This window comes from Nocardioides pacificus (assembly GCF_054775955.1).
Genome location: NZ_BAAHCI010000005.1, coordinates 1,733,431 through 1,760,017, shown reverse-complemented (window position 1 = coordinate 1,760,017; position 26,587 = coordinate 1,733,431). Strand labels below are relative to the sequence as shown.

The window sequence follows — 26,587 nt, the reverse complement described above, 5'->3', positions numbered from 1 at the left end:
TCAACTTACGTTGACGATCGACCCTTCGTCAACCCAGGTTGATAACAGGCTGCCCAGGATCAGCGGGCCCGGCGCGCCTCGAAGATCCGCAGCACCTGGCGCGGGGCCTCGACACGCATCGAGCGCCGGCTCGGCGAGGTGGCGTACTCCACCGTGAGCGCGGCGCCGGCGAACTTGTGGTTGAACCACATCGTCATCGTCCCGTGGCACACGCCGCCACAGGAGAACGTCTTGCGCGGCAGCCGCAGCTCGCGGGCGACACGGCGCGCGAACCGCTGGTTCTTGGTGTCGGTGTCCACGCCGTACAGCGGCTGGTGGAAGCTCAGGATCCGCTGCGGCCTGATCTTGGACAAGAAGCCCATCACCGCACGGGTCTCGGGCTCCGAGGCCGGGCGCCGGCCCGACTCATAGCTGCCGTCGAGGTCGGCCCAGCGGTGCGGGAAGTTGCGGTTCAGGTCGACGCCGCGGGCGTTCTTGCGGGTGCCGCGCGCGAAGCCGTCGGGGTTGTAGTTGGGGATCACCCACATGTCGACGCCGCGCAGCGCCGGACCGTCGCGCAGGACCTCGAGGATCTGCTTGGTCTGACGCTCGTTGCCGTGCATCGTCGAGATCAGCACGACCTTCTTCTTGCCGGGCTCCCCCAGCCGGAAGGCTCGGATCGGACGTCCGCGCACCGAGCGGCCGATCACCCGGTTCTCGAGTACGGCGGGGCGCGGCGCGGCCGCCGACTGCCGCGCCGCGCTCACGCCGTACGACGTGGTGGGCGCTGACGTGGTGGGCGCTGACGTGGTGGGTGCGGAGACGGCCGGGGGCACGGCGGCCAGCGAGGCGGCCAGGGCGACAGCGGCGGCGAGCCCGGTCAGTGAGCGGTGGGACATCCGAGGCGACCTTCCAGTCAGACTGCGGCGACCAGATAGGCGCCGGTGAACACGCAGGTGCCGACGAGCATGCCGACGTGGGCCAGGATCGACAGGGCGGGGCCTTCGCTCCACGAGTCCTCGCGGGTGCTGGTGGCGTGCTTGCCCTTGGTGGGCGCCCAGCGCAGCAGGATCGCGAGGCCGGCCAGGGCCACGATCCACCAGAAGCCCAGCGAGAGCACACCGAAGCCCGCACCGCCCAGGGCCGAGTCCTCCGGGGCGACGAGGAAGGTCACCCAGGTCACGAGAGCCAGCGTGCCGGCGATGGTGTGGAGGTTGAGCAGGCCTCCCCCGACCCGGAACTGCCCGGCGCCGCCTCCCTCGGAGCGGAGCCGGACGCGCGTGAGCACGACGACGACCGCGCCGAGCGCGGTCAGGATGTAGACGATCACCTGCGTGGACACCCGGGCAGTGTGCCCTAGTCCACGTCGAGCCCGCCATGCGCGTCGGTGGGTGGTACGGCGTGGGGGCGATCTTCGGGGCCTGCCGCCTGGGCCTCCTGCTCCCGGGCCAGCCGGTCGAGGAGCGCGTCCACCTCGGACATCCGGTAGCCCCGGAACGCGACCGAGAAGCGCACCCGGCGCAGGTCCGTGGGCCCCAGCGGCCGGTCGGCAGGCACGAGCGCGTCGGGGCGATCGTCGTACACGTCGACGAGCGGGTCGCCCCGGCCGGCGGCGACCAGCGCGACACCGCCCATCGCGAGCACGATCAGGATCGCGAAGAACCAGACCACGTCGCTACTCCGGCTGCTCGGGCACGGGGTCGGCCGGCCAGTCGCCGTCGCGGGCCGCGACCATCAGCGAGACGGCCAGGTCAACGTCGTCGGTGAGAGTGATCAGGTCGAGGTCCTGGGCGGAGATCTTGCCCTCGGCGAGCACGGTGTCGCGCAGCCAGTCGAGCAGGCCCGACCAGTAGTCGACGCCGAGCAGCACGATCGGGAACGACGTCTTCTTGCCTGTCTGCACCAGCGTCAGCGCCTCGAAGAGCTCGTCGAAGGTGCCGACGCCGCCGGGCAGCACGATGAAGCCCTGGTTGTACTTGATGAACATCGTCTTGCGGGCGAAGAAGTAGCGGAAGTTGATGCCCTTGTCGACCCACGGGTTGAGGCCGGTCTCGAAGGGAAGCTCGATGCCGAGGCCGACGCTCACGCCGCCTGCCTCCGAGGCGCCCTTGTTGGCGGCCTCCATCGCGCCCGGGCCGCCGCCGGTGACGACCGCGAAGCCCGCCTCGGCGAGCTGGCGGCCGACCTGCTCGGCCATCGCGTAGTGGGGGTGGTCGACCTTGGTGCGCGCCGAGCCGAAGACGCCGATCGCCGGCCCGAGCTCGGCCAGGGCGCCGAAGCCCTCGACGAACTCGGACTGGATCCGCAGCACCCGCCACGGGTCGGTGTGCACCCAGTCGGTGGGTCCGCGCGAGTCGAGCAGCCGCTGGTCGGTGGTGCCGCCGTCGACCTGGGTGCGCCGCATCATCTCGGCGCCGCGCCGCTTGACGTGGGAGCGTGCGTGCTCCCCCCCATGCTCGGTGCTCATCGCGTGCCTCCCAGCCAGCGCCGCAGCTGCTGCTCGCAACGGGTGATGTGCTCGATCGGCACGTGCTCCTCCTGCTTGTGGGCCAACATGGGGTCGCCGGGACCGAAGTTCACGGCCGGGATGCCCAGCGCGCTGAAGCGCGCCACGTCCGTCCAGCCGAACTTGGGCGCGACCTGCCCACCGACGGCCTCGATGAACGCCGCGGCGGCGGGGACTCCGAGGCCCGGCAGCGCACCGGGCGAGGTGTCGGTGACGCGCACGTCGTGGCCGGCGAAGAGCTCGCGGCAGAACGCCTCCGCCTCGGCCTCGGAGCGGTCGGGGGCGAAGCGGTAGTTCACGGTGACCACGCACTCGTCGGGTACGACGTTGCCGGCGACGCCGCCGGAGATGAAGACCGCGTTGAGGCCCTCGTGATACTCCAGCCCGTCGATCACCGGCTTGCGGGGCTCGAACTCCTCGAGCTTGCGCAGGATCGCGCCGGCCCCGTGGATGGCGTTGACGCCGCGCCAGCTGCGGGCGGAGTGGGCGCGCTCGCCCGTCGTACGCACCTCGACGCGCAGCGTGCCCTGGCAGCCGGCCTCGACGGAGGCGTTGGAGGGCTCCATCAGGATCGCGAAGTCGGCCTGGAGCAGCTCGGGGTGGCTGTCGGCGAGGTGCTGGAGGCCGTTGTGGATCGCCTCGATCTCCTCGGCCTCGTAGAGGATGAAGGTGACGTCGCGGTCGGGGTCGGGCAGCGTGGCGGCGAGGTGGAGGATGACCGCGTCGCCGCCCTTCATGTCGCAGGTGCCGAGGCCGTGCAGGAGGTCGCCGTCACGGCGCGCGGGCAGGTTGTCGTTGAGCGGCACGGTGTCGAGGTGGCCGGCGATCACGACGCGCTCGGCGCGGCCGAGGTCGGTGCGGGCGACGATCGTGTGGCCGTGCCGCGACACCGTGAGATGAGGGTAGGCGCTGAGGGCGGCCTCGACCGCGTCCGCGATCGCCTCCTCGTTGCGGCTGACCGACTCGATGTTGACCAGCTGCTCGGTCAGCGTGACGACGTCTGCCTCGAGGTCGAGCAGGGTCAGGGCGGATTGCGTCATGGGCACCATCCAACCAGCCCGTCAGTTGGACAGGTGTCCAGCTTCCCTTCCGCCTGCCTGGAACGTGTTCTAGGTTGAGCGCATGCGCCATGGGATCGTCCTGTTCACCTCCGACCGCGGCATCACTCCGGCGGACGCCGCGCGCGCCGCCGAGGAGGCCGGCTTCGACACGTTCTACGTGCCCGAGCACACCCACATCCCGGTGAAGCGGGAGGCGGCCCACCCCGGCACCGGCGACGAGACGCTGCCCGACGACCGCTACATGCGCACGCTCGACCCGTGGGTCTCGCTGGCCACCGCGGCCGCGGTCACCTCGCGGATCCGGCTCTCGACCGCCGTCTGCCTCCCGGTCGAGTCCGACCCGATCACGCTCGCCAAGTCGATCGCCTCGCTCGACCACCTCTCCGGCGGCCGGGTCACGGTGGGCGCCGGCTTCGGCTGGAACGTCGACGAGCTCACCGACCACCACGTGCCGGCGGGGCGCCGGCGCACGGTGCTGCGGGAGTACGTCGAGGCGATGCGCGCGCTGTGGACCCAGGACGAGGCGTCGTACGCCGGGGAGTTCGTGTCGTTCGGCGCCTCGTGGGCCTGGCCCAAGCCCGCCCAGGCGCACGTCCCGCTGCTGATCGGCGCCGGCGCCGGCCCCAAGACGTTCGCCTGGATCGCCGCGCACGCCGACGGCTGGATGACCACGCCCACCGAGGCCGACGTCGCAGGCAACGCCGAGCGCCTGCGCGCCGCCTGGGCCGACGCCGGCCGCTCCGGCGAGCCCGCGATCCACGTCCTCGCGACCGCGCGCCCCACCCCCGAGCTGCTCGGCTCCTGGGAGGACGCCGGCGTCACCGAGGCCATCTGGGGCCTCCCCGACAAGTCGCCCGACGACGTCCGCGCCTACCTCGGCAGACTGGCCACCAAGCTCCGCTGACCCGTCACAAACTTCGCACGACCCGGCTCGAAATCCAGCTGACCCGTCAGAAACGCTCGATCCTCTGAGAGTTTCTGACGGGTCAGCGTGATTTTCTGACGGGTCAGCGCTTGGTGACGGTCACCGTCGCCGTCTCGCCTTCGCCCACCGGGGCCTCGGTTGCACCCGCGCCCGCGCCGGCGCCGATGACGACCTCGGTCGCCAGCGTCTCGCCGGCGATCAGCGCCTCGTGCGTGCGGGTCGCGGCGAGCACCGACTCGGAGCCGTCGACGGTCAGCGTGATCCGGTCGGAGACCTCGAGACCGGCGTCGCGTCGCGCCTGCTGTACGGCGCGCACGAGGTCGCGGGCGAGCCCCTCGGCGGCCAGCTCGGCCGACACCGTCGTCTCCAGGACCACGAAGCCCCCACCCGGCAGCACACCGGTCGCGGTCCCGTCGGCGGCACCGGCGGCGACGGTCTCGAGGGTGTACTCGCCCTCCTCCAGCGCGAGGCCGCCCGACGTCACGGTGCCGTCCTCGGCCACCGACCAGTCGCCGGACTTGGAGCCCTTGATCGCGTGCTGCACGTCCTTGCCGAGCCGCGGACCTGCGGCGCGGGCGTTGACGTTGAGCTTCTGCGACACGCCGTACGACGCGGCCTCGGGCGCCGCGAGGTCGAGCAGGCGCACGGACTTCACGTTGAGCTCGTCGGCGATGATCGCCTCGAAGCCGCGCAGCGCCTGCGCCCCGTCGACCACCACGGTCAGCTCCGAGAGCGGCAGCCGGTTGCGCAGCTTGGCGGCCTTGCGCAGCGCCGAGCCGGCCGAGCAGACGTCGCGCACGGCGTCCATCGCGGCGACCAGCGCGTCGTCCGCGGGGAGCTCGTCGACCGACGGCCAGTCGGCGAGGTGCACCGACCGCTCGCCGGTCAGTCCGCGCCAGATCTCCTCGGTCGTCAGCGGCAGCAGCGGCGCCGTCACCCGGCACACCACGTCCAGCACGGTGGCGAGGGTGTCGAACGCGTCCGCGGTCTCCCCCGCGTCGGCGCCGCCCGTGGCCCAGAACCGCTCGCGCGAGCGGCGGATGTACCAGTTGGTCAGCACGTCGACGAAGGTCCGCGTCGACTCGCACGCCCCGGCGATGTCGTAGGTGTCGAGCTGACCGGTCGTCTCGGCGACGAACTGGCGCAGCTTGGCCAGGATGTAGCGGTCCATCGGGTGCGTGGAGTCGGTGCGCGGCGTCGCGTCGTACCCGCCCTCACCGGCGGCATTCGCGTAGAGCGTGAAGAAGTACCAGCTGCTCCACAGCGGCATCAGCACCTGGCGCACGGAGTCGCGGATGCCGGCCTCGGTGACGACCAGGTTGCCGCCGCGCAGGATCGGGCTCGACATCAGGAACCAGCGCATCGCGTCGGCGCCGTCGCGGTCGAAGACCTCGCTGACGTCGGGGTAGTTGCGCAGCGACTTGCTCATCTTGGCGCCGTCGGAGCCGAGCACGATGCCGTGGCTGATGCAGGAGCTGAACGCCGGCCGGTCGAACAGCGCGGTGGCGAGCACGTGCATCGTGTAGAACCAGCCGCGGGTCTGGCCGATGTACTCCACGATGAAGTCGCCCGGGAAGTGCCCCTGCTTGCCGGCGCCGCCGTCAAACCACTCGGCGTTCTCGAACGGGTAGTGCACCTGCGCGAACGACATCGACCCGGAGTCGAACCACACGTCGAGGACGTCCTCGACGCGACGCATCGTGGACTTGCCGGTCGGGTCGTCGGGGTTGGGGCGGGTCAGGTCGTCGATGTAGGGCCGGTGCAGGTCGGTGACGGTGACGCCGAAGTCGCGCTCCAGCTCCTCGAACGACCCGTAGACGTCGATGCGCGGGTAGGCCTCGTCGTCGCTCTTCCACACCGGCACCGGGGAGCCCCAGAACCGGTTGCGGGTGATCGACCAGTCGCGGGCGTTCTCCAGCCACTTGCCGAACTGGCCGTCCTTGATGTGCTCGGGCACCCAGGTGATCTGCTGGTTGAGCTCGACCATCCGGTCCTTGATCTTGGTGACCTCGACGAACCACGACGAGACGCCCTTGTAGATCAGCGGCTCGCGGCAGCGCCAGCAGTGCGGGTAGGAGTGGTCGTAGGTCTCGCGGCGCAGCAGGATCGTGCCGGGGGTCACCGAGCCGGTCTCGGGGGTCTCGACTCCCTCGCTGGCGCTCGGGGCTCGACCAGCGAGGGACGCTCGACCAACGAGGCGGGTCACGGCCTTGAGGTGGTCGATGACGTGCGGGTTGGCGTCGAAGACCAGCATCCCGGCGTAGTCCTCGACCGGGTGCGTGAAGCGCCCGTCCTTGCCGACCGGCATCACCGCCTCGATGCTCTCGCGGTCGGTGACCTCCTTGTCGACCTCACCGAACGCGCCGGCGGTGTGGACCACGCCGGTGCCATCGGTGGTGGTGACGGCATCGTCGGCGGCGACCACGCGGAAGGCGTTCTCGTGGCCGAGGAAGTAGGAGAACGGCGGGGTGTAGGAGCGCCCCACCAGGTCCGCTCCGCGGTAGCGGCCGAGCACGGCGAACTCGCCGTCGGCGTCCGCCAGCTCCCGGGCGTACGACGCGAGCCGGGCCTCGGCGAGCAGGTAGCGCGCCGTACCCTCCCCACCGGGCACGGGCGCCTCGACGACGACGTACTCGATGTCGGAGCCGACCATCACCGCGAGGTTCGACGGCAGCGTCCACGGCGTCGTGGTCCAGATCAGGACATGCGCGCCGTCGAGGACCGGGTCGGGCGCCCCCTCCACCGCGTCGAGCGCGAAGCCGACCGTGACGGCCGGGTCCTGGCGGTTCTTGTAGACGTCGTCGTCCATCCGCAGCTCGTGGTTGGACAGCGGCGTCTCGTCGTTCCAGCAGTAGGGCAGCACGCGGAAGCCCTCGTAGACGAGCCCCTTCTCATACAGGCTCTTGAACGCCCAGATGACGCTCTCCATGTAGTCGGGGTTGAGCGTGCGGTAGTCGTTGTCGAAGTCGACCCAGCGCGCCTGGCGGGTCACGTAGTCGCGCCACTCGCCGGTGTACTTCAGCACCGACTCGCGGCAGGCGTCGTTGAACTTCTCCACGCCGAGATCGTGGATCTCGTCGGTGGTCTTGAGGCCGAGCTGGCGCATCGCCTCGAGCTCGGCGGGCAGACCGTGGGTGTCCCAGCCGAAGCGGCGCTCCACGCGCTTGCCGCGCATGGTCTGGTAGCGCGGCACGATGTCCTTGACGTAGCCGGTCAGCAGGTGCCCGTAGTGCGGCAGCCCGTTGGCGAAGGGCGGGCCGTCGTAGAAGACGAACTCGTTGGCCCCGTCGGCCCCGGCGTCACGCGCGTCGACGCTGGCCTGGAAGGTGTCGTCACCCTTCCAGTACTCCAGCACCTTCTCCTCGATCTCCGGGAAGCGCGGGGAGGACGGGACAGAGCTGGCGCCGCTGGTGGCGACCTTCGGGTAGGTCATCGGTGGCTTCTCCTGAGGCGGGACGTCGGTCGGGTCATCGTCGGTCGAGCTTGTCGAGACCACGAGGACGACTCACGCCGCGGTACCACCTCGCTTGCCGCCCGCACGCGGACGACCACTTCATCGCAGGCTGTGACGGGCCCACCCGTCCGGTTCTAGTGAGCGCTCGCGCGCCGTTCTTCCGGAGGCTCGCCGCTGATGACGGCTCAGACGCCTTGCGGGTCAGATTACGCCTCCGCTGGTGCGGCGACCAATCCGATGGCGAGCCTCAGCGCCCACCCCTCGTGTAACGCGGGGTTATCGGGTCCACCACAGCGAAATAACGCTGTGGTGGATCGCATAACCCCGCGTTACAAGGGGGTGGGGGCCCCTTCCGTAGAGTTGGGCAGTGTGACCGCCGCTAACGCCTGGGGCTTCGGCCTCGCCACCCTGACCGCTGACGACACCATCCTCGACGTCTGGTTCCCCGAGCCCGCGCTCGGCGATGCCCCCGCCGACGCGACCGCGCCCGCGGAGCTGACCGCGCTCGAGGGCGACGACGACCTGCGCGCCGTACGGCGTGAGGTGCGGCGCGTGGAGATCGCCGACCTGTCGGCCGCCCCCGCGAGCACCGAGGACGTCTGGCTGCGCCTGCACCTGCTGTCGTCGCGCCTCGTCGTGCCCCACGAGATCTCGATGGACGGCGTCTTCGGCCTGCTCACCAACGTGGTGTGGACCTCGGCCGGACCGTGCGCGGTCGCGGGCTTCGAGATGACCCGGGCCCGCCTCAAGGCGGCCGGCCACCACGTCACCGTCTTCGGCGTCGACAAGTTCCCCCGCCTGGTCGACTACGTGATGCCCAGCGGCGTCCGGATCGCCGACGCCGACCGGGTCCGCCTCGGCGCGCACCTCGCCGAGGGCACCACCGTCATGCACGAGGGCTTCGTGAACTACAACGCCGGCACGCTCGGCGCCTCGATGGTCGAGGGCCGGATCTCCGCCGGTGTCCTGGTCGGCGACGGCTCCGACGTCGGTGGCGGCGCCTCGATCATGGGCACCCTGTCCGGCGGCGGCAAGGAGACCATCAGCGTCGGCGAGCGCTGCCTGCTGGGCGCCAACTCCGGCCTGGGCATCTCGCTCGGCGACGACTGCGTGGTGGAGGCGGGCTGCTACGTCACCGCGGGCACCAAGGTCACCGTCAAGGACATGGAGGGCAAGCCGCAGGTCGTCAAGGCGATCACGCTGTCGGGCGCCTCCAACGTGCTGTTCCGCCGCAACTCGGTGACCGGCGCGATCGAGGCCGTCCCGTGGCGCGGCGAGGGCATCGCGCTCAACGCCGCACTGCACGCCAACTGAGCGCGCGAAGGACCCAGGTGTCGCGGGTGGGCAAGCGTCTGGCGTGGGCGGGCGGCGGCATCGGCCTGCTCGCGCTCGTGCTGGTCGCGGGCCTCGCCGTGCAGGAGGGCCTCGTCCGGATCCCCGGCCAGAGCGGCTGTACAGCGAGCGTGGGTGGGCGCGAGGTCGACCTGACCGTCGACCAGGCGGAGAACGCCGCCCTGATCACCGCGATCTCCGTGAAGCGCGGCCTGCCCGCGCGGGCGGCGTCGATCGCGCTCGCGACCGCCTACCAGGAGTCGAAGATCATCAACATCGACTTCGGCGACCGCGACTCACTGGGTCTCTTCCAGCAGCGCCCCTCGCAGGGCTGGGGCACCGAGGCCCAGGTCCAGGACCCGGTCTATGCGACGAACAAGTTCTACGACGCGCTCGTGGAGATCGACGGCTATGAGTCGATGCCGATCACCGAGGCCGCCCAGGCGGTGCAGCGCTCGGCCTTCCCCGACGCCTACGCCGACCACGCCGAGGACGGCCGGGTGCTCGCCTCGGCGCTGACCGGCAACTCCCCCGACGGCGCGTTCACCTGCACGGTCGACGACACCCGCGAGGAGGAGTCCGACGAGCTCGACGACGCGGGGCTGACCAAGCGCGCGGCCACCGTACGACGCGACCTCAAGGTCGCCTTCGGCAACGTGCCGCTGGGCGGCTTCGACCCCGACGGCGTCTCGAGCGGCCACCAGGAGGGCTCGGCGCACTACGACGGGCGCGCGATCGACGCGTTCTTCCGGCCGGTCAACCAGGCCAACAAGCGGCGCGGCTGGGCGATGGCGGGCTATCTCGTCGCGCAGTCCGACCGGCTCGACATCGACACGGTCATCTTCGACGACAAGATCTGGACCTCGCGCCGCTCGGGCGCGGGCTGGCGGGAGTACAACGTCGACACCGACGGCCGCGACGCCCGCACGGCCGCGATCCTGGAGCACCGCGACCACGTCCACGTGGACGTCGCCGACTAGTCGGGGCCCCGGCGGAGTCAGGCCAGGCGGAGTCAGGCCAGCCGCCGAGCCGCCTCGGCGACCCGCTCGTCGGTGGCGGTGAAGGCGATCCGCACGTGCCGTCCGCCGGCGGGACCGTAGAACTCACCCGGCGCCACCAGGATCCCCCGGTCGGCCAGCCAGTCGACGGTCTCCCAGCAGTCCTCGTCACGCGTCGCCCACAGATAGAGCGACGCCTCGGAGTGGTCGATGCGGAAGCCCGCGCCCTCGAACGCCTCCTTGAGGACAGCGCGGCGCGCGGCGTACCGGGCGTGCTGCTCGGCCACGTGGGCGTCGTCGTCGAGGGCGGCGATCATCGCGGCCTGCTGGGGGCCGGGCATCTGGAGGCCGAGGTTCTTGCGGACGGCGAGCAGCTCGCCGACCAGCGCCGGGTCGCCGGCGACGAACGCGCAGCGATAGCCGGCGAGGTTGGAGCGCTTCGACAGCGAGTGCACCGCGAGGATCCCCTCGTGGGAGCCCCCGCAGACGTCGGGGTGCAGCACCGAGATCGGGGCGTGCTCGGGCTCCCAGGCCATCTCGATGTAGCACTCGTCGGAGACCAGCACGGTCCCCCGCTCCCGACACCAGTCGACGACCTTCTTCAGGTGGTCGACGGGCAGCACCTTGCCGGTGGGGTTGGACGGCGAGTTGATCCACAGCATCGCCGGGACCTCGGGTCCCAGCGCCGTCAGGGAGTCGGTCGCGATCGACCTGGCGTCGGCCAGCGCCGCGCCGACCTCGTAGGTCGGGTAGGCCAGCTGCGGGTAGGCGACCAGGTCGCCGGCCCCGAGGCCGAGGTGCCAGGCCATCGAGCCGATCAGCTCCTTGGAGCCGATCACCGGCAGCACGCCGTCCAGGCCGACCCCGGTCACCCCGAGGCGTCGCCCGAGCCAGTCGATGACGGCCTGGCGGACCTCCGGACGCCCGATGGTGAGCGGGTAGCCCGGCGAGTTCGCGGCGTCACGCAGGGCGGCCTGCACGACCTCGGGGGTCGCGTCGACCGGGGTGCCGACCGAGAGGTCGACGATCCCATCGGCGTGGGCGCGCGCCTGCGCGGCGTACGACGTGAGCTGGTCCCAGGGGAAGTCCGGCAGCCGCCGGGAGACGGGGTCCTCTCCGACCCGGCGCGAGCTCACTCCTGGTTCTGCGGGGGCAGCGCCTCGATGAACGGGTGGTCCTTGTCGATCTCACCCATCTTGGCGGCGCCGCCGGGCGAGCCGAGGTCCTCGAAGAACGCGACGTTGGCGGTGTAGTAGTCCTTCCACTGCTCCGGCGTGTCGTCCTCGTAGAAGATCGCCTCGACGGGGCAGACGGGCTCACACGCACCGCAGTCGACACACTCGTCGGGGTGGATGTAGAGCATCCGCTTGCCTTCGTAGATGCAGTCGACCGGACACTCGTCGACACACGCGCGGTCCTTGAGGTCGACACACGGCTGGGCGATGACGTAGGTCACCAGTTCCTCCTGAAGAACGCGTTGCGAGAGCGGGTGCTCAGCAAACCTTAGTATCCCCCCATGCCCGATCGCCCGGAACCCACCGTTCCTGATACTGGACAGGTGTCCAGCGAAACCTCCGAGGAGCCCGCGACCGGGGAGCACCTGCTGGGTCCGCACGTGGTCGGCCAGCGCGTCGTCATCCGCCGGGTGGTTCGCGGCGAGACCGGTCCCACCGGCGGTCCGGCGCTGACGGACACCCTCGGGGTCGCCCAATCCTGGGACGACGCCGAGGTCGTCGTACGGCGTGAGGACGGCGTCGCGGTGGCGATCCGGATCGCCGACATCGTCTCCGGCAAGCCGGTCCCGCCACGCCCCTCGGTGCACCACCGGCTCTCGGCCCGTGCCTGCGAGGAGCACACGCTGGCGCTGTGGCCGCAGATGGAGCGGGTCCCGCTGCTCGACGGGGTGGCGAGCGACTGGGTGCTGCGCTGCGACCCCGCCCCGGTCGGACGTCCCCTCAAGCGCGCCAACTCCTGCCTGGCGATGGGCGAGCCCGGCACGTCGTACGACGAGGCGCTGGCGGCCGTCGTGGCCTTCTACACCGAGCGCGACCGCGACCCGCTGATCCAGGTCGAGGCCGGCAGCGACGCGGAGCGGGCGCTGCTCGAGCGGGGCTGGCAGCCGCTCGCCGGTGGCGAGGCGGAGTTCCGCGTCGGCTCGCTGGCCAAGGCCCGACGGGCTCGCCGCAGCCTGCGCGCCAGCGTGGACGCCGAAGCGACGCTGCTGGTGGACGGCACCCACGCCGTCGTCGAGGTCCGCGACGCGAGTGGCACCGTGCTGGCCAGCGGCCGCGGCAGCCTGCACCGCGACTGGCTCGCGCTGCACGGCCTCCACGTCGCGCCGGAGCACCGCCGCCGCGGCCTGGCCGGCCTGGTGCTCGACGAGCTCTTCGACTGGGCGGGCGAGACCGGCGCCACCACGGTGTGGCTGCACGTGGAGGCCGACAACACCGCCGCACTGGCGCTCTACGGCGCGCTGGGGCTGGTCAGCCACCACACGGCGCGCTACCTCACGCCCGGCTGATCAGCAGGCCGGCCGGAACCCCGGGTCCGCCGCCCCACGCCTCGTGAGCGCGTTCAGCGTCCAGGCGATGGCGGTGCGGCTCATCGGGATCAGCAGGTGCTCGGCGAAGTCGGCGGCGCAGCTGTCCTGGATCGTCACGTTGGTCGTGCGGGGCCCGGGGCGCAGGTAGCCGGACGTGTGCGGCACGACCACCTCGTCGTACTGCGTGGTGATCTGGGTGTAGCTCACCTTGCCCGGCGTCTCGTCGCCGGCGTTGAGCTTCTTCAGGAACGGCGAGCCAGCGACCTGCTGGGTGCAGGCGACGCAGAACACGCCGAGCAGCGGGTCGGTGAGCGCCTGCAGGGCCGAGCCTCCGCCGCTGATCGCGGTGCCGTGGTTGGACGGCGCGATGCCGACCAGGTCGTCGACGACCCTCTTGCCGCCGAGGAACTTGATGTAGTGGCGCGGCATCATCCCGCCCTGGGAGTGCCCGACCATCGACACCTTCGCGGCGCCCGTGGAGCGGCGGACCTTGGCGACGAACCTCTTCAGCTGACGCGCCGACGCCGCGATCGGGCCGGTGCCGCGGTTGCCGTAGTCGAGGGCATAGACGCAGAGGCCCCGGTCGACCATCGCCCGCGAGAGCGGGTCGAGCAGCGACTTCTGGTCGCCGAAGGTGCCGTGCACGATGATCACCGGCGTGGGGCGCTTGCGCGTCGGCTGGCACGACCAGTCGTTGGCCCCGTCCGGCGGGAAGCCCAGGGTCGGCAGCGGCAGGCTGGGGGCCGGGGCAGGCGCAGCCGACACCGGCCCCATCATCGAAACCAGCAGGGCGAGGACGGCCAGGACTCCGAGGGCGACACGACGCATGTCCCCCTCAACGAGCCGACGTGACAGCGGTCACGCTCAGCTGCGCCCCGCGCCGCCGTCCCAGCCGTGGGTCGTGTGCCTTAGAGCGCGCGATGGCGCGTGCTCGGGCACACGACCCGAGGAGCGGGCAGGGGCTACCGCAAGCAGCCGGTCACGCTCAGTTGCGGCCCCCGCCGCCACCGCCGCCGCCACCGGGCGCGGGCGGCGGCTTGCAGACCACCGAGTCCGACGGCGTGTACGTCGTGGAGAAGACCTCGCGCTTGGCGACCTCGCCGGAGCCGGGCTCCTTGAAGATCCGGGTGACGTCGATGTCGAAGCCGGCGTACCCGCTGTTGGGATAGCAGTCCGGCGTGTCGAGCGTCCGCGTCTGGGGCTGGGTGAAGTTGTGGCGCTCGCCGGTGACGCTCTCGATGTCCCAGATCTTGGTGGAGTACATGCTGACCGTCACCGCGCCCTGGTTCGACGAGCTCGCCGGGGAGACCTTGGCGCTGACCAGCACGCCGTAGTCGGTGTCGTTCTCGAAGCGCAGGTCGACCGCGCCCCAGGCGACGGTGGCCTCGCGCCCGACCGGGTAGCGGTCGATGTAGAACGAGTGCGGCTTGTGCTCGACGTCCTTGAGCCCGGCGAAGAACATCGCGTTGAACAGCGTGGTCGCCATCTGCGAGACGCCGCCGCCGAGGTCCTCCTTGAAGATGCCGTTGCTGATGATGAAGCCCTCGGTGAAGCCGTTCTCGCGGGTGCGCTCCCCCACGATGTCGTTCATCGAGAAGACCTCGCCCGGCTCGAGCACGGTGCCGTCGATGATCTCGGCGGCGCGGCCGATGTTGGTGTTGCGATATTCGGCGTAGGGGTAGTAGGTCGTGAACGTCGAGACCCGCTCCTTGATCTTCAGCGCGCGGGCGTCCTCGGTGGTGAAGTCGGGCTCCACGACCGAGGCCTTGACCTCGATCTCGCGCTGGCCGGACGGCGCCACCACGGTCTCGAGGAACGCGTCGCTGATGTCCGCGGGGTCGTAGTCGACGCCGGGCTTGCCCTTGATCACCTTCGGCTTGCCGTTGACCAACTCGATCCGGGCGTCGACGGGCGCGCCGGCATCGCCGACCTTGCCCTTGACCCGCGCGGTCAGAGCCTTCTCGTCGAGCTCGGGCACCAGCTCGCCGTCCTCGGCGACCATCGTGACGACCTTGCCGATGTCGGCGGGCCGCAGGTCGACCTTGCTCTTGTCGAAGACCAGCGTCACCGGCCCGGAGACGGCCGGGTTGGCGAACTCGTCGAGCGCCTCCTGCACGTCCGCCTCGTCCACCTCCGGCGGGGCCGGCTGCAGCTCCAGCTCGGCGCGCCCGTCCTCGGAGAGGTACGCCGCCATGAGGGCGTCGCGGGTCTCCTCCGGGTCGACGGCCTCGCCCACGACGGGCTCGGTGACCTTGACCTTGCCGCCCTTGAAGGCGATGCCGCCCTCGACCGGGGGCGTGCCGACTCCCTTGTTGAGCCGCTCGATGACCGCGTCGACGGACTCGTCGTCGGTCTCCACGACCGCGTCGAGGTCGTCGCCGCCGGTGTAGTAGTCCCACAGTCGCTTCGGCGACCAGCTGCGCTCCGCGCCGGCGTCCGCGACGGAGGCGGCGTAGTCGACACTGAGGCCTGCCTTGTCGGGCGCGACCTGCTGGGTGCGGCCGTCGACGTCGAGGGTCATCGTGCGGCTGGTGCGCTCGCCGAGCTCTTCCTCCAGCTCGTCCTGGGCTGCCTCCTTGCTCATCCCGCCGACCTCCACGCCGGACACCGTCGTGCCGCGTGGCACGTTGGCGCCGGCGAAGGCATAGGCGGCGGCATACAGCGCACCGAAGAGCAGGACCAGCCCGAGCACCAGGAGGACGACGACGCGTCCCCCCTTGCTCTCGTTCGTGGTCGTGGCGGGGTCAGGAGTCACCGCGCCATCCTAGGCGGGAGGCTTGGCCCGCCGTGGAATCGTCGCGAGCCCCCACACGATGACGACGAAGGCGCTGACCAGCACGAGGTAGCCCGAGGTGTCCGAGGCGAGCACGAAGTCACCCTCCGGCCGGCCGGTCATCACCAGGGCCACGATGATGATCCAGCCGAGGCAGAACGCGGGTCGCCCCCACCAGACGCGCGGCGTCGCCACCAGCATCGCGACGGTCGCCGCCAGTCCCAGCGACATCCCCCACCACCGGCTGTGCAGCGCGACCAGCGACAGGCTGGTCAGCAGGCCGGCGACCAGGCTATAGAAGGCGAGTCCAGTGCGAGCGAGGAGCTCCACCCTCAGAGCCCGGCGAAGAGGTCGGTCTCCAACCCCTCGTCGTTCAGCTCACCCTGGGTGCCCTTGGCGATCCGGAAGAACTCCAGCCCCCAGGCCTCGTTGCCGACGTTGTTGGACAGCGCGAAGAACGGTCCGTCGACGGTGATCTGGGTGGCGTGCGCCTTGAGCGCGGCCATCTTCTGCTCGAAGTAGTCGGTGCCGTCGACGACGGCGGCAAGCAGGTCGTCGGGCGTCACGAAGTGCGGCAGCGGCCCGTCGGGGTCCATCCCCTCGAACGACGCGGTGTCCCCGGCCTCGCGCAGCGCTCGCAGGCCGGCGCGCATCCGGCTCTCCGACATCGCGCCCCAATAGATCTTGGCGATGTCCCAGGGCTCCCCCAGCTCCAGCTTGTACGACGCGACGGCCGCGAGCTGGGCGGCGTACATCGCGACGCGGTGCGCCTGGATGTGGTCGGGGTGGCCGTAGCCGCCGAACTGGTCGTAGGTCACCAGCACCTGCGGGCGGACCTCGCGGATCACCTTGACCAGCTCGTCGGCGGCCTCGGTGAGGTCGGCGGCCCAGAAGGCGTTGGCGTGGATGTCGTCGGCGGCGACCGCGTGGCCGTCCTCGTGCCACTTCATCCCGGAGTCGCGGAAGCGCCCGAACCCGCCGAGGTAGCGGTGGTCGGTGACCCCCAGCGCGGCCATCGCGTCGGCGAGCTCGCCCTTGCGGTGCTCGCCGAGGCGGTCCTCCTTGTCGGCGGCCAGGTGCTCGAGCTCGGGGACGAGGATCTCCCCCATCTCGCCGCCGGTGCAGGTCACCAGCGTCACGCCCCGCCCCTCGGCGACATACTTCGCCATCGTGGCGCCCTGGCCGATCGACTCGTCGTCGGGGTGGGCGTGCACCAGCAGCAGTCGCTGGTCGGGAGTCTGCGTCATGCAGGCAAGCCTAGTCGGGCAGCCGATCCGGCCGCTTCACCCGCTTGGGGGCGGTGGGCAGGACGATGGGTGGCGTCGCCGGCTCGTCGCCCCGGTCCAGCCACCCGTCGTACTCGTCCACGACCATCTCCAGCCGTGCCTCCGGCGCATCGCTGAGCACTGCCCACGGGTGGTCCTCGTCGTCGTCCTCGCCGGCCAGCCGCTCACGCACGACCTCGGCCTCGTATCCAGCCCCGGACAGCACGCGCACAGCGGCGCGCGCGTCGTCCTCCTCGAAGAAGATGCCTCTCACGACCGACGATTCTTCCCGAGGACCGCCGATCGCCGCCAACACCCGCCCCAGCTCGGGCAGGAACGGCCGGTCGGGCTCGAGCCAGTCGACGTCGCCCAGCTCCTCGGGGGCGAGCCAGCGCACGGCGTCGTGCTCACCGGGCACGGGGTCGCCGTCGACCAGCTCGGTGACGGCCACCTCCAGCTCGTGGGTCAGGCCGATCGGGACCACACCGGCGAGCCAGCCGATGACGCGGACGGTGCAGGCGAGCTCCTCGGCGACCTCGCGGCGGATGGCGTCGTCCGGGGTCTCGCCGGGCTCGACCTTGCCGCCGGGGAACTCCCAGCGTCCGGCCGCGGCCGCAGGGGAGGTACGGCGCGCGGCGAGCACGCGGCGACCGCGCACGATCGCTGCGCCGACCACGGGGATGCGGGGCTCGCTGATGGCCTCGCTCCTTCCTGCACCGATTTGTTGTCGAGGGTCCCGGCTGTCGCAACAACACCATGCCGGCGACGCGGGGTCCAGAGAATCCGGGCCAGGTCTCAACCGTCACACCGAAGGGCTGACCCCTCATGATCGCTCGCCCACGCAGGGCCCGTCCGGCTTCTCACATGTTCGTCGCGACGGCTCTCGCCACATCCGCGCTCTCGCTGGGTCTCGCCGCCCCCGCTCACGCCGACCCGGTGCCGGCGCCGTACGCCGCGAGCGCCCGGGGCGAGATCGTCAGCTTCGGCGCGATCAGCCTCCCGGGGCTGCCGTCGCTGGCCGACGTGGCGCTCGGTGAGGTCACCGGCAGCGTCACCTCCTCCGGGTCGCCGCGCACCGGTGCGAGCGCGGCGGTGCTGGGCGGCACGGGCCTGGCCGGCCAGCTGCCTCCGGGACTCCCGCGCGTCACGCAGAGCGCCTCGGCCGCGGACAACGCGGCCCCCGTGAGCGACGCGACCCCGGGTGGTGCGATCCCCGGGTTCGGCAGCGTGGGCGCGTCGTCCACGAGCGCGCACGCGCGCTGGGCCGGCGACGACACCTGCCTGCCGGCGGGCACCACGCTGACGTCGTCGAGCGTGACGACGGCCGGCGTCGAGCTCGGGTCGATCACGCTTCCCTCCCTGCCACTTCCTCTCCCGCTCCCCCAGCCGCCGAGCCTGTCGCTGCTCTCCTGGCCGGCAGGGGCGTCGGTCTCGGAGACCACCCGGCTGGTCGCGTCGTCGACGCCCGGTGACTACGACGCCCGCGCGGTGGAGTCGCGGGTGCAGGGCTCGGCCGGCAGCTTCTCGATGTTCGGCGGCCAGCTGGTGGTCAGGCTCGCGAGCCGCCCCGAGCTCACGGCGTACGCCGATGGCACCGCCCCCGGGCGGGTGACGTGGACGCCGCCCACGGTCGCCGCGACGATGGCCGGTCAGCCGGTGCCTATCCCGGCGAACGGTGCGCAGTCGTTCGCGCTGCCGGAGAATCCGCTGCTCAAGGCCGAGATCTCGACCGGGAGTCTGACCCAGCAGGTCAGCGCCACCGCCGCGTCCGGCAGCGCGAGCGCCCTGCACGTCAAGGTCGCTCTGCTGGGCGTCACGCTCCTCGAGGGCGACATCTTCCCGATGAGCGTGAGCGCGACCGCCCCGGTGGGCGGCCTGGAGTGCATCGACCCGGCGAAGGTCGACACCGACAAGGACGGCCTCATGGACGCCCAGGAGAAGCTGCTCGGCACCGACCCCAAGAAGGCCGACACCGACGGCGACGGCCACGTCGACGGAGCGGAGGTCGCCGCCGGCACGAACCCGCTCGACCCGAAGTCCCCGGCGCCCACGCCCACCGACCCGACTCTCCCGCCGACGCCGCCGACCACCCCGGGCACGCCGACCATCCCCGACCCCCCGAAGCAGCGCGACCGCGACAGGGACGGGCTCACCGACGCTCGCGAGCGCCGGCTGGGGACCAACCCGCGGCGTGCGGACACCGACCGCGACGGTCTGCGTGACGGTGCGGAGGTCAAGCGCTACAAGACCAACCCGCGCAAGAAGGACACCGACCGTGACGGGATGAGCGACGGTCGGGAGGTCCGCAAGGGCCGCAACCCCCTGCGTCCGGGACGCTGAGCCGGAGCCCGATCCGCACGCTCTGACTGCCCACGAGCCGTAGCCACCGACCTGGGGTCGGTGACTACGGTTCTTTCATGCCTGACTCAGTCACCGACAGCGCACCCGTGCCCGACCTGCGCCTGCGACGGGGCGACGAGCACGTCGCCGAGATCGACGCGCTGGCCGCTCGGTACGGCGGGCGGGTCGGCGTGGACGCCGTGACTGCAGACCTCAACCGTCAGGGACGCCGCACGTGGGCGCCCGGCCGCGCCGTACGCCGCGTCTTCACCTGGGACGCCGCCGACCGACGCGACCCGCAGTGGTGGCCGCAGGGCATCTCGTGGGGCTCTGCCGGTGGGCGGGAGCACTTCGTGACGACCTGGTATGCCAAGGAGACCAGGGGCGAGAAGCACGGTTCGCGGATCAGCTTCTATGACCCGACGACGCGGCGCTATCGCCACGTCCTGCTGGTCACGGCGACCCTCGACGGCGAAACTGCCGGGTGCGTCCCGCTGAGCATGCACGCGGGCGGCATCGTCTGGGCCGGCTCGTGGCTGCACGTCGCAGCGACGGCGACGGGCTTCCACACCTTCCACGTGGACGACATCCTGCGAGTGCCGGACGCGCACGCGGCCGAGACGCTCGGCTATCGCTATGTGCTGCCGGTGCGCTTCACCCACCGGGCCGAGACCGCGGAGGGGGTGGAGCGGCTGCGCTACTCGTTCCTGAGCCTGGATCGGAGCACATCGCCGGCGGAGCTGCTGGTGGGCGAGTACGGCAGACGCAAGCAGACCCGGCGCCTGGCGCGCTTCCCGCTGGACGCGGGCTTCCTCCCCTGGCGCGATGCCGAGGGCCGCACGCATCCGCTGAGCGTCGAGACCACTGGCGTGGCCGGGATGCAGGGCGCGGTGCGGGCGGACGGCGAGCTCTACGCGACCACGTCGCACGGCCCCTGGGGGCTGGGCTCGGTGTACGTCGGGGAGCCGGGCTCGATGCGCCGGCGCCGTCGGGCGACGCCGTTCGGTCCTGAGGACCTGACGTGGTGGCCAGAGACCGGCCTGCTCTGGACGGTCACGGAGCACCCGCGTCGCCGGTGGATCTGCGGGCTTGCGCGCCCGCACGTCACCCGTTCCTGACACGCCGGGAACGCAAAACGGCCGCCCCTGCATCACGCAGGGCGGCCGACTGTGTAGATTCAACAGGGCGGTCCGGACCATTCTCGCGCAGCGGCGAACAGAGAATGGCCCGGACCGCGTCTGTGTGTCCCGACTTGTGAAGTTGTGGAACCGGGGGCCGCGGGAGCTAACCCCCGTGGGCCGGGGTTCAGCCCCGAGGCGGTGCGAACACCGCCCCGGGGCCTTGCCCTAGCAGAGCGTCGCTAGATCAGCGAACGCGCGTGACGGCGCGACCCTGGCGGGTGGCGTCGGTCGCACGGACCAGGACGACGTACTTGGTGAAGCGACCCTTGTTGGTGTCGCGCACGCGGAACGTGGTCTTGCCGGTGCTCCACAGGTTCTTCGTGGCAATCAGCACCCGACCGCCGTTGGCGACGCGGTAGAGCTGAGCCGAAGCACCGCCGGCCGCAGGCGTCGTGGTGACGCGGAGAGCGTCACGCTTGCGCCCGTTGTTCGGGCCGCTCAGGTCCACCTTGATGTACTTGGGCGGCTCGATCTCCTCCGCGCCGAAGGTCACGGTGTCCGTCTGGCGGGCCTCAGGAATCAGGTCGCCAGCGGAGTCGCGAACGACTGCCGTAACGGTGGCCGTGCCCGCCTTGGCACCCTGGTAGACGTAGGTCGCCTCGCCCTGGGCGTTGGTGGTCGCGGTGGTGTTCCCGTCGCCGTCCTGGAGGTCGTCCGGGCCGGTGCGGAAGAACCGAACACTGAGACCCTGGATCGGCTCACCGTTCTGGTCGACAGCCTTGTAGGTCGTGGTGACCGTGCTGCCCACCGGCTGGGTCGCCCCGCCGGAGTGGCTGATCGAGTACTCAGACGCGGTGTAGTCCACGACGTACCAAGAGACGGTCTCAGACTCGTCGGTCACGGTCTTGGTGGCCGTGGTGCGCTGAGCCTGGAAGCCCGCCAGAACGGCGTCGCTGTCGGTCCACACGTTGGACGCGTTGGTCCAGGAACCCGTCACGGTCATGTCGCCAGCGCCAGTGCCGGACGCGGTGACGGCGGGGGCGTCGCCCAGGTACTGCGACGTGACCGAAAGGCTGCTGAGCGAAGCGTTGGCAGCGTTCTCGGACAGCGTGACGCTCTCCGCGGTCAGGTTGCCGAACTGGTCCTTGGTGAATACGTCGAACTTCACCGTCTCCGTCGTGGGCGCCTTCGGCAGCGACTCGACGGTCTGGTTGTCGGCGAGTGCAACCTCGACAGAGCCGGGGTTGAGCGCGTCGTTCGACGTCCAGTCCACGGTGATCGGGCTCGTGTTGGAGACACCGCCCGTCGTGGCCGAGATCGTGGACTTGACCTTGCCGTCGTCATCGAAGCCGGAGTCGCGACCAATGGCCACCGTCACCCACGCCTTACCGTCGGCGTCAGTGGTGACCGTGGTCTCCTTGCCAAGGTCCTTCCAGGAGCCGTACAGACCACCCGCAGCCTTAGCGGGCTCTGCAACGAGGCCAGCCTCGGTGGCAGCCGGGGTGGTGAAGAAGCCGTTGTCGGTCTTGAGGGTCACCGTCTGGTTCGCCATCGGGGTGCCAGTGCCATCAGCCTTGTTGGTCACGCGGACCTGGAAGGTCACGGGACGACCCGGCGTCGCGACGTTGTCGACCAGCTCCTCGTAGGAGTCGTTCTCACCCGCCGTGGTGTCGACGTCCGCAGTCAGACCAACGGAAGCGACAGTCGCGTTGACCAGCCAGTCGACAGTCAGCGCCTCGGTCGCGTCCACGCCCACGCCACCGGCGGTGCCAGTCGCCGTGAGAACGTCACCGAGCTCGTCGGTCTGGCCGGTCGCCGGCGTAACAGCGGGGTCCGTCAGCGAGATGGCGAAGGAACCGTCAGACGCAGTCTTCACAGTCGCCGACTCCGCACCCGTGCGGGTCGTGCCGGCAGGCTGGCTGGCCTGCGCGGAGACGATCGCGTCGTTGCCGGCGGGCGTCGTGTCGAGAGTGATCGCCAGGTCGCGACCACCCAGGGTGGTGCCGTCAGCAAGCTGAAGCTTGCCAGCGAACTCCTGGACGGTGCCAGCCTTGCGCTGTGCGGGCGACTTCTCGCCCCACACGACGTCAGACTCACCGATCTTCAGGGAGGCAGGCGCGATGGACAGGTCGCCCGTGCCCTGGCCGGGAGTGTTATCGCGGTTCACGTACGCGTTCAGCGTGAACGTTCCACCCGGCAGGAAGGAAGCGGTCGCGGGGAGCGCGATCTCGGCCTTACCGTCGGTGCCAGCCGAAGCAGCGGGCATGGTGTAGGTCCGCGCCTTGTCCGTGTCGGTCGGCTTGAAGGGGACGTAGTCCCACGCGTACTGGACCGTCGCAGCAATCGGGTTGCCCTGCTGGTCCTTGACCGTCACCTGGAGGTCGCCAGCGGCAACCTCGTCCACGTCAAAAGCGTTTCCGTCCTTCGAGGCGAAGGCGATCGAGTCGGGAGCAGCCGTGTAGGACGTGATGGTCACGTCCTGGGCGTACTCGGCGCCGTTGTCGTACGCACCGTTGGCGTTGTCATCCGCGTAGTACTTGTGCGCACCGACCGTGACGCCGGTGAAGACAACCTGACCACTGGCGTTGGTCACGCCGCCGTTCGAGGGCGTGCCATTGCCTGTGCCGCCGGCAGCAGCAACAGCGGCGCCCGCGACGGGCTTGTTGTTCTGGTCCACCACGGTGACAGTGACCTCGGTGGTGCCAGTGGCGCCAGCAACCTGGGCCTGCTTGGTCGTAGCGGTCAGGCCACTGATGGTCTGCTTGTAGGCGTTGAAGGCCTGGGCGTCGCTGGTGCCGCCGACGGACGAGCGAACCGCGAACTGGTTCAGCGCGTTCGTGCCGGTCTCATCAAGCAGCGTGGAGGTGACCGGGACAGTCGCCTTGAAGGCGCGGCTGGTGGCGCCGGCGGTCGCAGCAGCGATCTCGACAGTGCCCGCGCCCGTGCCACCCTCGACGGTCGCGATGGTCGGGTCGACAGTCAGGGACGACGTCGTGCCGGACACAATCGCGGTTCCGGCCGTGGAGCCATTGTTCGGGAGATAGAAGCCCACCGAGTCGTTCGAGTTGAGCTCGACGGACTCCGCGGTGGTGGAGACGACCACGCCGGTGACAACGCTGGGGGCGCCAACGGCCACATTCTGGTTCGTCATGCCCTGGGCGGTGACAGTGACGGTGGTGTTGTAGATGGCCGCTGCCGGGGTCCACTCGAGGGCGAACTGACCATTGGCGCTACGCGTAGCCGACCCGATGACCTGCGCCGTACCGCCGGCCGGAGTGTAGGTGAACTCGACCTTGTCGGCGCCCGCCGGAGCGTTGGCGACGAGGCTGACAGTGGTGTTCTGCCCGTCGTTCTTGATGGAGACGTCGTCCGTGCCGGCGGGCGACAGGAGCTCCGTCGCCGTCGTGCCAGATGCAAGGGACTCTGCCGAAGCCGAAGAGGCGAAGAACGGGAGACCCGTCACCGCCAGAGCGGTGATGGCGGTCGTCGCCAGCCCCCGCTTAATGCCGCTGCTGTTCATTGCTGTTCCTTCCGGAGTGTTATTCACGGCCGGAGTCGTTCATCCCCGTCCGCGTGCGCACCCAGAGAGGGCGCGCAGTGTTCACGAGTTCCCGCTCGTGCGCAGTAGGGAGACTAAGGTCTCAGCCCACACGCTTGCGGGCTTGTTGTAACTCGAAGCAAAACGCGCAAGAAACATGTTTCGGGGACGTAACCGGTGTGTACTCTCGCGCGTTGACCTTGGGACCAGGGGGTGTCCCGAGCGGGAGCACAGGGCGTTCGGGGCCACCCCGCCTGCTGCTCTAGAGTTCACGCGCGCGTGAGCTCGGACATGACTGGTCAGGGGGACCACAGCTTCATGAGTGTTAGCCGACGGCGTGGACGGCCACAGCGACTGCCTGAGGACACCAGTCCGATCACATCGGCGACGATCTCCGTGCCGAAGCGGCTGGCCTGGCTGCTCGCGGTCTCGCGGATTCTGTCCCCCGACGAGCGGATGTCGCGGCGCGAGTTCTTCCTCGAGCGGCTGCACGAGCAGGGAGTCGCCTCGGACGCGTCGCGACTCAGCCGCTGGGAGTCCGGCAACCAGCCCATCGCCGACTCTGTAGTGGTCGCCTATGAAGGAGCGCTCGACCTACCCTCCGGCGCGCTGCTCGCCGTCGCCCGCGGCCTCCAGCGCGCGCTCGGCACCGAGGCCGCCGCCCGTCGTACTCCCCCGTCCCTGGCTGGGGCCGAGGACGACCTCGACAAGCTGATCGGCATCGTCGAGGTCGGCGGCGCCAGCGGTGGCGACTGGCTGTCGCTGGCGGTCGAGCTGTCGCGCTACGACCGCGTCTATCTCCCCGAGCGCAGCTGGATGGACCTCTCCGCCTCGCTGGTCGCCGACCTCACCCGGTCGGTGGGCGCCTCCTACGTACGACGCTACGAAGCCGCCTCGCTGCTGATGGCCCACCCCGTCGCCCGCCGCTACATGCTCCGCGCACTCGGCGAGCACCTCATGCATCCCGACGTCCAGGTCGTCATCCCCACCCTCAACCTGCTCCAGGAGATCGAGGACAAGGCTGCCAGCGACCTCGTCCTGCGCCTGATGACCAGCGAGCACCGCGTGCTCAGCTCCGGAGCGCAGAGCGTCGCGGCCGGCAAGCTCGCCCGCCACCACTTCTCCCCCGAGGAGACCCAGATCCTCGTCCGGCACGCGATCCACAGCCTGCGGACCACTTCCGGCGGATCAGGGGGCCGGCGAGGGCTCGACGCCATCGACCTCGCCGTGCAGCTTCCTCTCGACTCCTTCCAGCGCGTCCGCCAGAGCCTCAAGGACCCGCGCATGGTCCAGTCCCTCGAGTGGGCGCGCGACAGCGGCGAGCTGGTGCCCGTCGACGTGGCCCGCACCGTGGCGCGCGGCCTCGCCACCGCCGTACAGGCCGAAACCCCGGCGCCCCATGCCGCCGAACCCGACCCGATGCTCCAGCAGCTGATCCGCGAGGCGCTCTTCCACTCCCGCAAGACCCGGCGCATCCAGGCCGGACTGCTCCTGGCAGCCAGCCCCTATGCCGCGTCCGTGGCCCACTGCTGTCTCCAGCTCGCCCAGGACCCCAACGACTTCGTCGCCGCCCGCGCCTGGGGCGTCCTCGCCCTCGTCGGCCACGGCCGCCGGCGCACCGAGGTCGCCGAGCTGGCGCTCACCGAATCGCGCGCACCCGTGCAGTCCCGGGCGCTGCTCACCCTCGGGATGAGCCCCGTGACCCTCGACCCTCAAGAGGCGACGAGCATCGCCCACTGCGCGCGGGTCACCGACATCCCCGCCATCCGACACTCGGCGATGTTCGCGGTCGGCATGTCCGGCAGCAACGCCCTCGACGAGCTCGCCACGTGCGACTCCGAGTGGCACCGCCGGGCCGCCAGCTGGTGGCGCATGCTCGGCCCGGCGCTGCACGATCCGGAGACGCTGCCGGCCTGAGGCCCTGGAGCTACCTCGAGCGCGGCTGCCGCGCCAGCTGCCGGCTCTGCGCCACAAGCCGTCCCGTGGAGTCCCAGATCTCGCAGTCCTCCTCGAACATCCCGCCCGCCATGTTGCGCGTCGCGTGGCGGACCTTGAGCCACCCCGGCGCGGGCGTGGCCCGGATGTGCGCGGTCAGCTCGAGCGTCGGCGCCCAGCCCGGCATCCCGAGGTCGAACGTCACCGGCGGCAGCGCGTCGAGGACCAGCAGCAGCGAGATGGGGTCGGGCTCACGACCGTCGGGGAAGCGGAACCACGCCTGCAGGGCCCCCTCGTGCGACGGGTCGCCCACCGCCCAGCCGATGTAGGCCGGATCGATGCGCATGTCGAAGCGCTCCATCAGCGGCGCGGCCTTGCGCATCTCCTCCGGGGAGTCGCGCGTCGACACGCACTCCTCCGGCGGGGGCATGGCCGGCTCCTGCGCCGTCGTACGCACGTCGTCGGGCAGCGCCGACAGATCGCCGTACGTCGCGAGCACGCTGATCCGTGCGTCGTCACCCTGGTGCAGGTCCGCCGACATCGTCGCGATGCTGCCCCCGTCACGCAGCACCCGCGTGGTTACCGCCGCCGGCCCCGCGGTGGAGGCCGACAGATAATAGGCACTCACGGAGATCGGGTCCGGCTTGCCCGGCACCGTCGCTCGCAGCGCGTTGCCGATCAGCGCCAGCAGGTAGCCGCCGTTGATCCCCTCCCCCACCGACCAGCCGGCGTGGAGGTGGGCGTCGTGCTCGCCAGGACCGATGGATGTGACGGCGATGTCGCGGTCGAACTCAGAGGGCATGGCGGAACTCTAGGCA

22 protein-coding genes are annotated in these 26,587 nt (G+C 70.9%); 7 read left to right on the top strand and 15 right to left on the bottom strand.

Annotated elements, in window-relative coordinates; translation table 11 throughout:
* Window positions 1-59: 59 nt before the first annotated feature.
* Genes ACYU7L_RS11055 through dapE form a run of 5 tightly spaced genes read right to left on the bottom strand, consistent with a single transcriptional unit; the run spans window position 60 to window position 3,525 of the window.
* On the bottom strand, window positions 60-878 hold the full coding sequence (locus ACYU7L_RS11055; RefSeq protein WP_460796251.1) for a DUF2817 domain-containing protein: 819 nt from the start codon (window positions 876-878) through the stop codon (window positions 60-62).
* Window positions 879-895: 17 nt separating this feature from the next.
* Window positions 896-1,321 (bottom strand): hypothetical protein, encoded by a 426-nt coding sequence (locus tag ACYU7L_RS11050; protein WP_460796247.1) that lies wholly within the window; start codon window positions 1,319-1,321, stop codon window positions 896-898.
* A gap of 14 nt (window positions 1,322-1,335) precedes the next feature.
* The gene (locus tag ACYU7L_RS11045) at window positions 1,336-1,650 is read right to left on the bottom strand and encodes a DivIVA domain-containing protein (protein WP_460796244.1); all 315 of its coding nucleotides are present in this window, start codon (window positions 1,648-1,650) and stop codon (window positions 1,336-1,338) included.
* 4 nt (window positions 1,651-1,654) lie between these two features.
* Window positions 1,655-2,446 (bottom strand): LOG family protein, encoded by a 792-nt coding sequence (locus tag ACYU7L_RS11040; protein WP_460796242.1) that lies wholly within the window; start codon window positions 2,444-2,446, stop codon window positions 1,655-1,657.
* Complete coding sequence (gene dapE, locus ACYU7L_RS11035; protein ID WP_460796240.1) at window positions 2,443-3,525, bottom strand: succinyl-diaminopimelate desuccinylase; 1,083 nt, start codon at window positions 3,523-3,525, stop codon at window positions 2,443-2,445. Before dapE ends, ACYU7L_RS11040 begins: the two co-directional genes overlap by 4 nt.
* Before the next feature lie 82 nt (window positions 3,526-3,607).
* Here dapE and ACYU7L_RS11030 point away from each other — a divergent pair, with 82 nt between their 5' ends.
* On the top strand, window positions 3,608-4,450 hold the full coding sequence (locus ACYU7L_RS11030; RefSeq protein ID WP_460796238.1) for an LLM class F420-dependent oxidoreductase: 843 nt from the start codon (window positions 3,608-3,610) through the stop codon (window positions 4,448-4,450).
* A 103-nt stretch (window positions 4,451-4,553) separates the two neighbouring features.
* Here the strand turns inward: ACYU7L_RS11030 and ileS are convergent, their stop codons facing one another.
* Window positions 4,554-7,904, bottom strand: a complete 3,351-nt coding sequence (gene ileS / locus ACYU7L_RS11025; protein ID WP_460796235.1) for an isoleucine--tRNA ligase — start codon at window positions 7,902-7,904, stop codon at window positions 4,554-4,556.
* Between the two features lie 390 nt (window positions 7,905-8,294).
* On the opposite strand from ileS, the gene dapD reads away from it, so the two are divergent.
* Both dapD and ACYU7L_RS11015 read left to right on the top strand, forming a co-directional pair.
* Window positions 8,295-9,239 carry a 2,3,4,5-tetrahydropyridine-2,6-dicarboxylate N-succinyltransferase gene (gene dapD, locus ACYU7L_RS11020; RefSeq protein WP_460796232.1) on the top strand — a complete coding sequence of 315 codons (945 nt, stop codon included), beginning with the start codon at window positions 8,295-8,297 and terminating at the stop codon, window positions 9,237-9,239.
* A 26-nt stretch (window positions 9,240-9,265) separates the two neighbouring features.
* The gene (locus tag ACYU7L_RS11015) at window positions 9,266-10,237 is read left to right on the top strand and encodes a hypothetical protein (RefSeq protein ID WP_460796230.1); all 972 of its coding nucleotides are present in this window, start codon (window positions 9,266-9,268) and stop codon (window positions 10,235-10,237) included.
* 32 nt (window positions 10,238-10,269) lie between these two features.
* Here the strand turns inward: ACYU7L_RS11015 and dapC are convergent, their stop codons facing one another.
* Together dapC and fdxA are read right to left on the bottom strand one after the other, a co-directional pair.
* Window positions 10,270-11,391 carry a succinyldiaminopimelate transaminase gene (gene dapC, locus ACYU7L_RS11010; protein WP_460796227.1) on the bottom strand — a complete coding sequence of 374 codons (1,122 nt, stop codon included), beginning with the start codon at window positions 11,389-11,391 and terminating at the stop codon, window positions 10,270-10,272.
* Entirely contained in the window at window positions 11,388-11,711 is a 324-nt protein-coding gene (fdxA, locus tag ACYU7L_RS11005; protein WP_460796225.1) for a ferredoxin, read from the bottom strand. Before fdxA ends, dapC begins: the two co-directional genes overlap by 4 nt.
* A 102-nt stretch (window positions 11,712-11,813) precedes the next feature.
* On the opposite strand from fdxA, the gene ACYU7L_RS11000 reads away from it, so the two are divergent.
* Window positions 11,814-12,776 carry a GNAT family N-acetyltransferase gene (locus ACYU7L_RS11000; RefSeq protein WP_460796223.1) on the top strand — a complete coding sequence of 321 codons (963 nt, stop codon included), beginning with the start codon at window positions 11,814-11,816 and terminating at the stop codon, window positions 12,774-12,776.
* On the opposite strand, the gene ACYU7L_RS10995 is transcribed toward ACYU7L_RS11000, so the two are convergent.
* The 5 genes from ACYU7L_RS10995 to ACYU7L_RS10975 all read right to left on the bottom strand — a co-directional run bounded on the left by ACYU7L_RS10995 (window position 12,777) and on the right by ACYU7L_RS10975 (window position 17,511).
* A complete protein-coding gene (locus ACYU7L_RS10995) occupies window positions 12,777-13,625 on the bottom strand; it encodes an esterase/lipase family protein (RefSeq protein WP_460796221.1) in 849 nt (282 codons plus the stop codon).
* A 157-nt stretch (window positions 13,626-13,782) separates the two neighbouring features.
* Window positions 13,783-15,552: a VanW family protein gene (locus ACYU7L_RS10990; protein ID WP_460796219.1), complete on the bottom strand. Its 1,770-nt coding sequence runs from the start codon at window positions 15,550-15,552 to the stop codon at window positions 13,783-13,785.
* Between the two features lie 9 nt (window positions 15,553-15,561).
* The gene (locus tag ACYU7L_RS10985) at window positions 15,562-15,900 is read right to left on the bottom strand and encodes a DUF6113 family protein (RefSeq protein WP_460796217.1); all 339 of its coding nucleotides are present in this window, start codon (window positions 15,898-15,900) and stop codon (window positions 15,562-15,564) included.
* Window positions 15,901-15,902: 2 nt separating this feature from the next.
* The gene (mshB, locus tag ACYU7L_RS10980; protein ID WP_460796215.1) at window positions 15,903-16,817 is read right to left on the bottom strand and encodes an N-acetyl-1-D-myo-inositol-2-amino-2-deoxy-alpha-D-glucopyranoside deacetylase; all 915 of its coding nucleotides are present in this window, start codon (window positions 16,815-16,817) and stop codon (window positions 15,903-15,905) included.
* 10 nt (window positions 16,818-16,827) lie between these two features.
* On the bottom strand, window positions 16,828-17,511 hold the full coding sequence (locus ACYU7L_RS10975) for a (deoxy)nucleoside triphosphate pyrophosphohydrolase (RefSeq protein ID WP_460796213.1): 684 nt from the start codon (window positions 17,509-17,511) through the stop codon (window positions 16,828-16,830).
* Window positions 17,512-17,699: 188 nt separating this feature from the next.
* On the opposite strand from ACYU7L_RS10975, the gene ACYU7L_RS10970 reads away from it, so the two are divergent.
* On the top strand, window positions 17,700-19,175 hold the full coding sequence (locus ACYU7L_RS10970) for a thrombospondin type 3 repeat-containing protein (protein ID WP_460796211.1): 1,476 nt from the start codon (window positions 17,700-17,702) through the stop codon (window positions 19,173-19,175).
* Between the two features lie 77 nt (window positions 19,176-19,252).
* The gene (locus ACYU7L_RS10965) at window positions 19,253-20,293 is read left to right on the top strand and encodes a hypothetical protein (protein WP_460796209.1); all 1,041 of its coding nucleotides are present in this window, start codon (window positions 19,253-19,255) and stop codon (window positions 20,291-20,293) included.
* A 247-nt stretch (window positions 20,294-20,540) separates the two neighbouring features.
* On the opposite strand, the gene ACYU7L_RS10960 is transcribed toward ACYU7L_RS10965, so the two are convergent.
* Window positions 20,541-23,816 carry a hypothetical protein gene (locus ACYU7L_RS10960; protein ID WP_460796206.1) on the bottom strand — a complete coding sequence of 1,092 codons (3,276 nt, stop codon included), beginning with the start codon at window positions 23,814-23,816 and terminating at the stop codon, window positions 20,541-20,543.
* Window positions 23,817-24,230: 414 nt separating this feature from the next.
* Between ACYU7L_RS10960 and ACYU7L_RS10955 the strand changes: the two genes are divergently transcribed.
* Window positions 24,231-25,751, top strand: coding sequence for a hypothetical protein (locus ACYU7L_RS10955; RefSeq protein WP_460796204.1), 1,521 nt, complete (start codon window positions 24,231-24,233; stop codon window positions 25,749-25,751).
* A gap of 10 nt (window positions 25,752-25,761) precedes the next feature.
* On the opposite strand, the gene ACYU7L_RS10950 is transcribed toward ACYU7L_RS10955, so the two are convergent.
* Window positions 25,762-26,571: a thioesterase family protein gene (locus ACYU7L_RS10950; protein WP_460796202.1), complete on the bottom strand. Its 810-nt coding sequence runs from the start codon at window positions 26,569-26,571 to the stop codon at window positions 25,762-25,764.
* Window positions 26,572-26,587: the final 16 nt, after the last annotated feature.

What these genes read in the sequence shown, in the direction of transcription:
- ACYU7L_RS11040 (WP_460796242.1), bottom strand. Translation starts at nt 2,446, where the DNA reads ATGAGCACCGAGCATGGGGGGGAGCACGCACGCTCCCACGTCAAGCGG.
- ACYU7L_RS11030 (WP_460796238.1), top strand. Translation starts at nt 3,608, where the DNA reads ATGCGCCATGGGATCGTCCTGTTCACCTCCGACCGCGGCATCACTCCG.
- dapE (WP_460796240.1), bottom strand. Translation starts at nt 3,525, where the DNA reads ATGACGCAATCCGCCCTGACCCTGCTCGACCTCGAGGCAGACGTCGTC.
- ACYU7L_RS10950 (WP_460796202.1), bottom strand. Translation starts at nt 26,571, where the DNA reads ATGCCCTCTGAGTTCGACCGCGACATCGCCGTCACATCCATCGGTCCT.
- ACYU7L_RS10995 (WP_460796221.1), bottom strand. Translation starts at nt 13,625, where the DNA reads ATGCGTCGTGTCGCCCTCGGAGTCCTGGCCGTCCTCGCCCTGCTGGTT.
- ACYU7L_RS10960 (WP_460796206.1), bottom strand. Translation starts at nt 23,816, where the DNA reads ATGAACAGCAGCGGCATTAAGCGGGGGCTGGCGACGACCGCCATCACC.
- ACYU7L_RS10965 (WP_460796209.1), top strand. Translation starts at nt 19,253, where the DNA reads ATGCCTGACTCAGTCACCGACAGCGCACCCGTGCCCGACCTGCGCCTG.
- mshB (WP_460796215.1), bottom strand. Translation starts at nt 16,817, where the DNA reads ATGACGCAGACTCCCGACCAGCGACTGCTGCTGGTGCACGCCCACCCC.
- ACYU7L_RS11055 (WP_460796251.1), bottom strand. Translation starts at nt 878, where the DNA reads ATGTCCCACCGCTCACTGACCGGGCTCGCCGCCGCTGTCGCCCTGGCC.
- ACYU7L_RS10970 (WP_460796211.1), top strand. Translation starts at nt 17,700, where the DNA reads ATGTTCGTCGCGACGGCTCTCGCCACATCCGCGCTCTCGCTGGGTCTC.
- ileS (WP_460796235.1), bottom strand. Translation starts at nt 7,904, where the DNA reads ATGACCTACCCGAAGGTCGCCACCAGCGGCGCCAGCTCTGTCCCGTCC.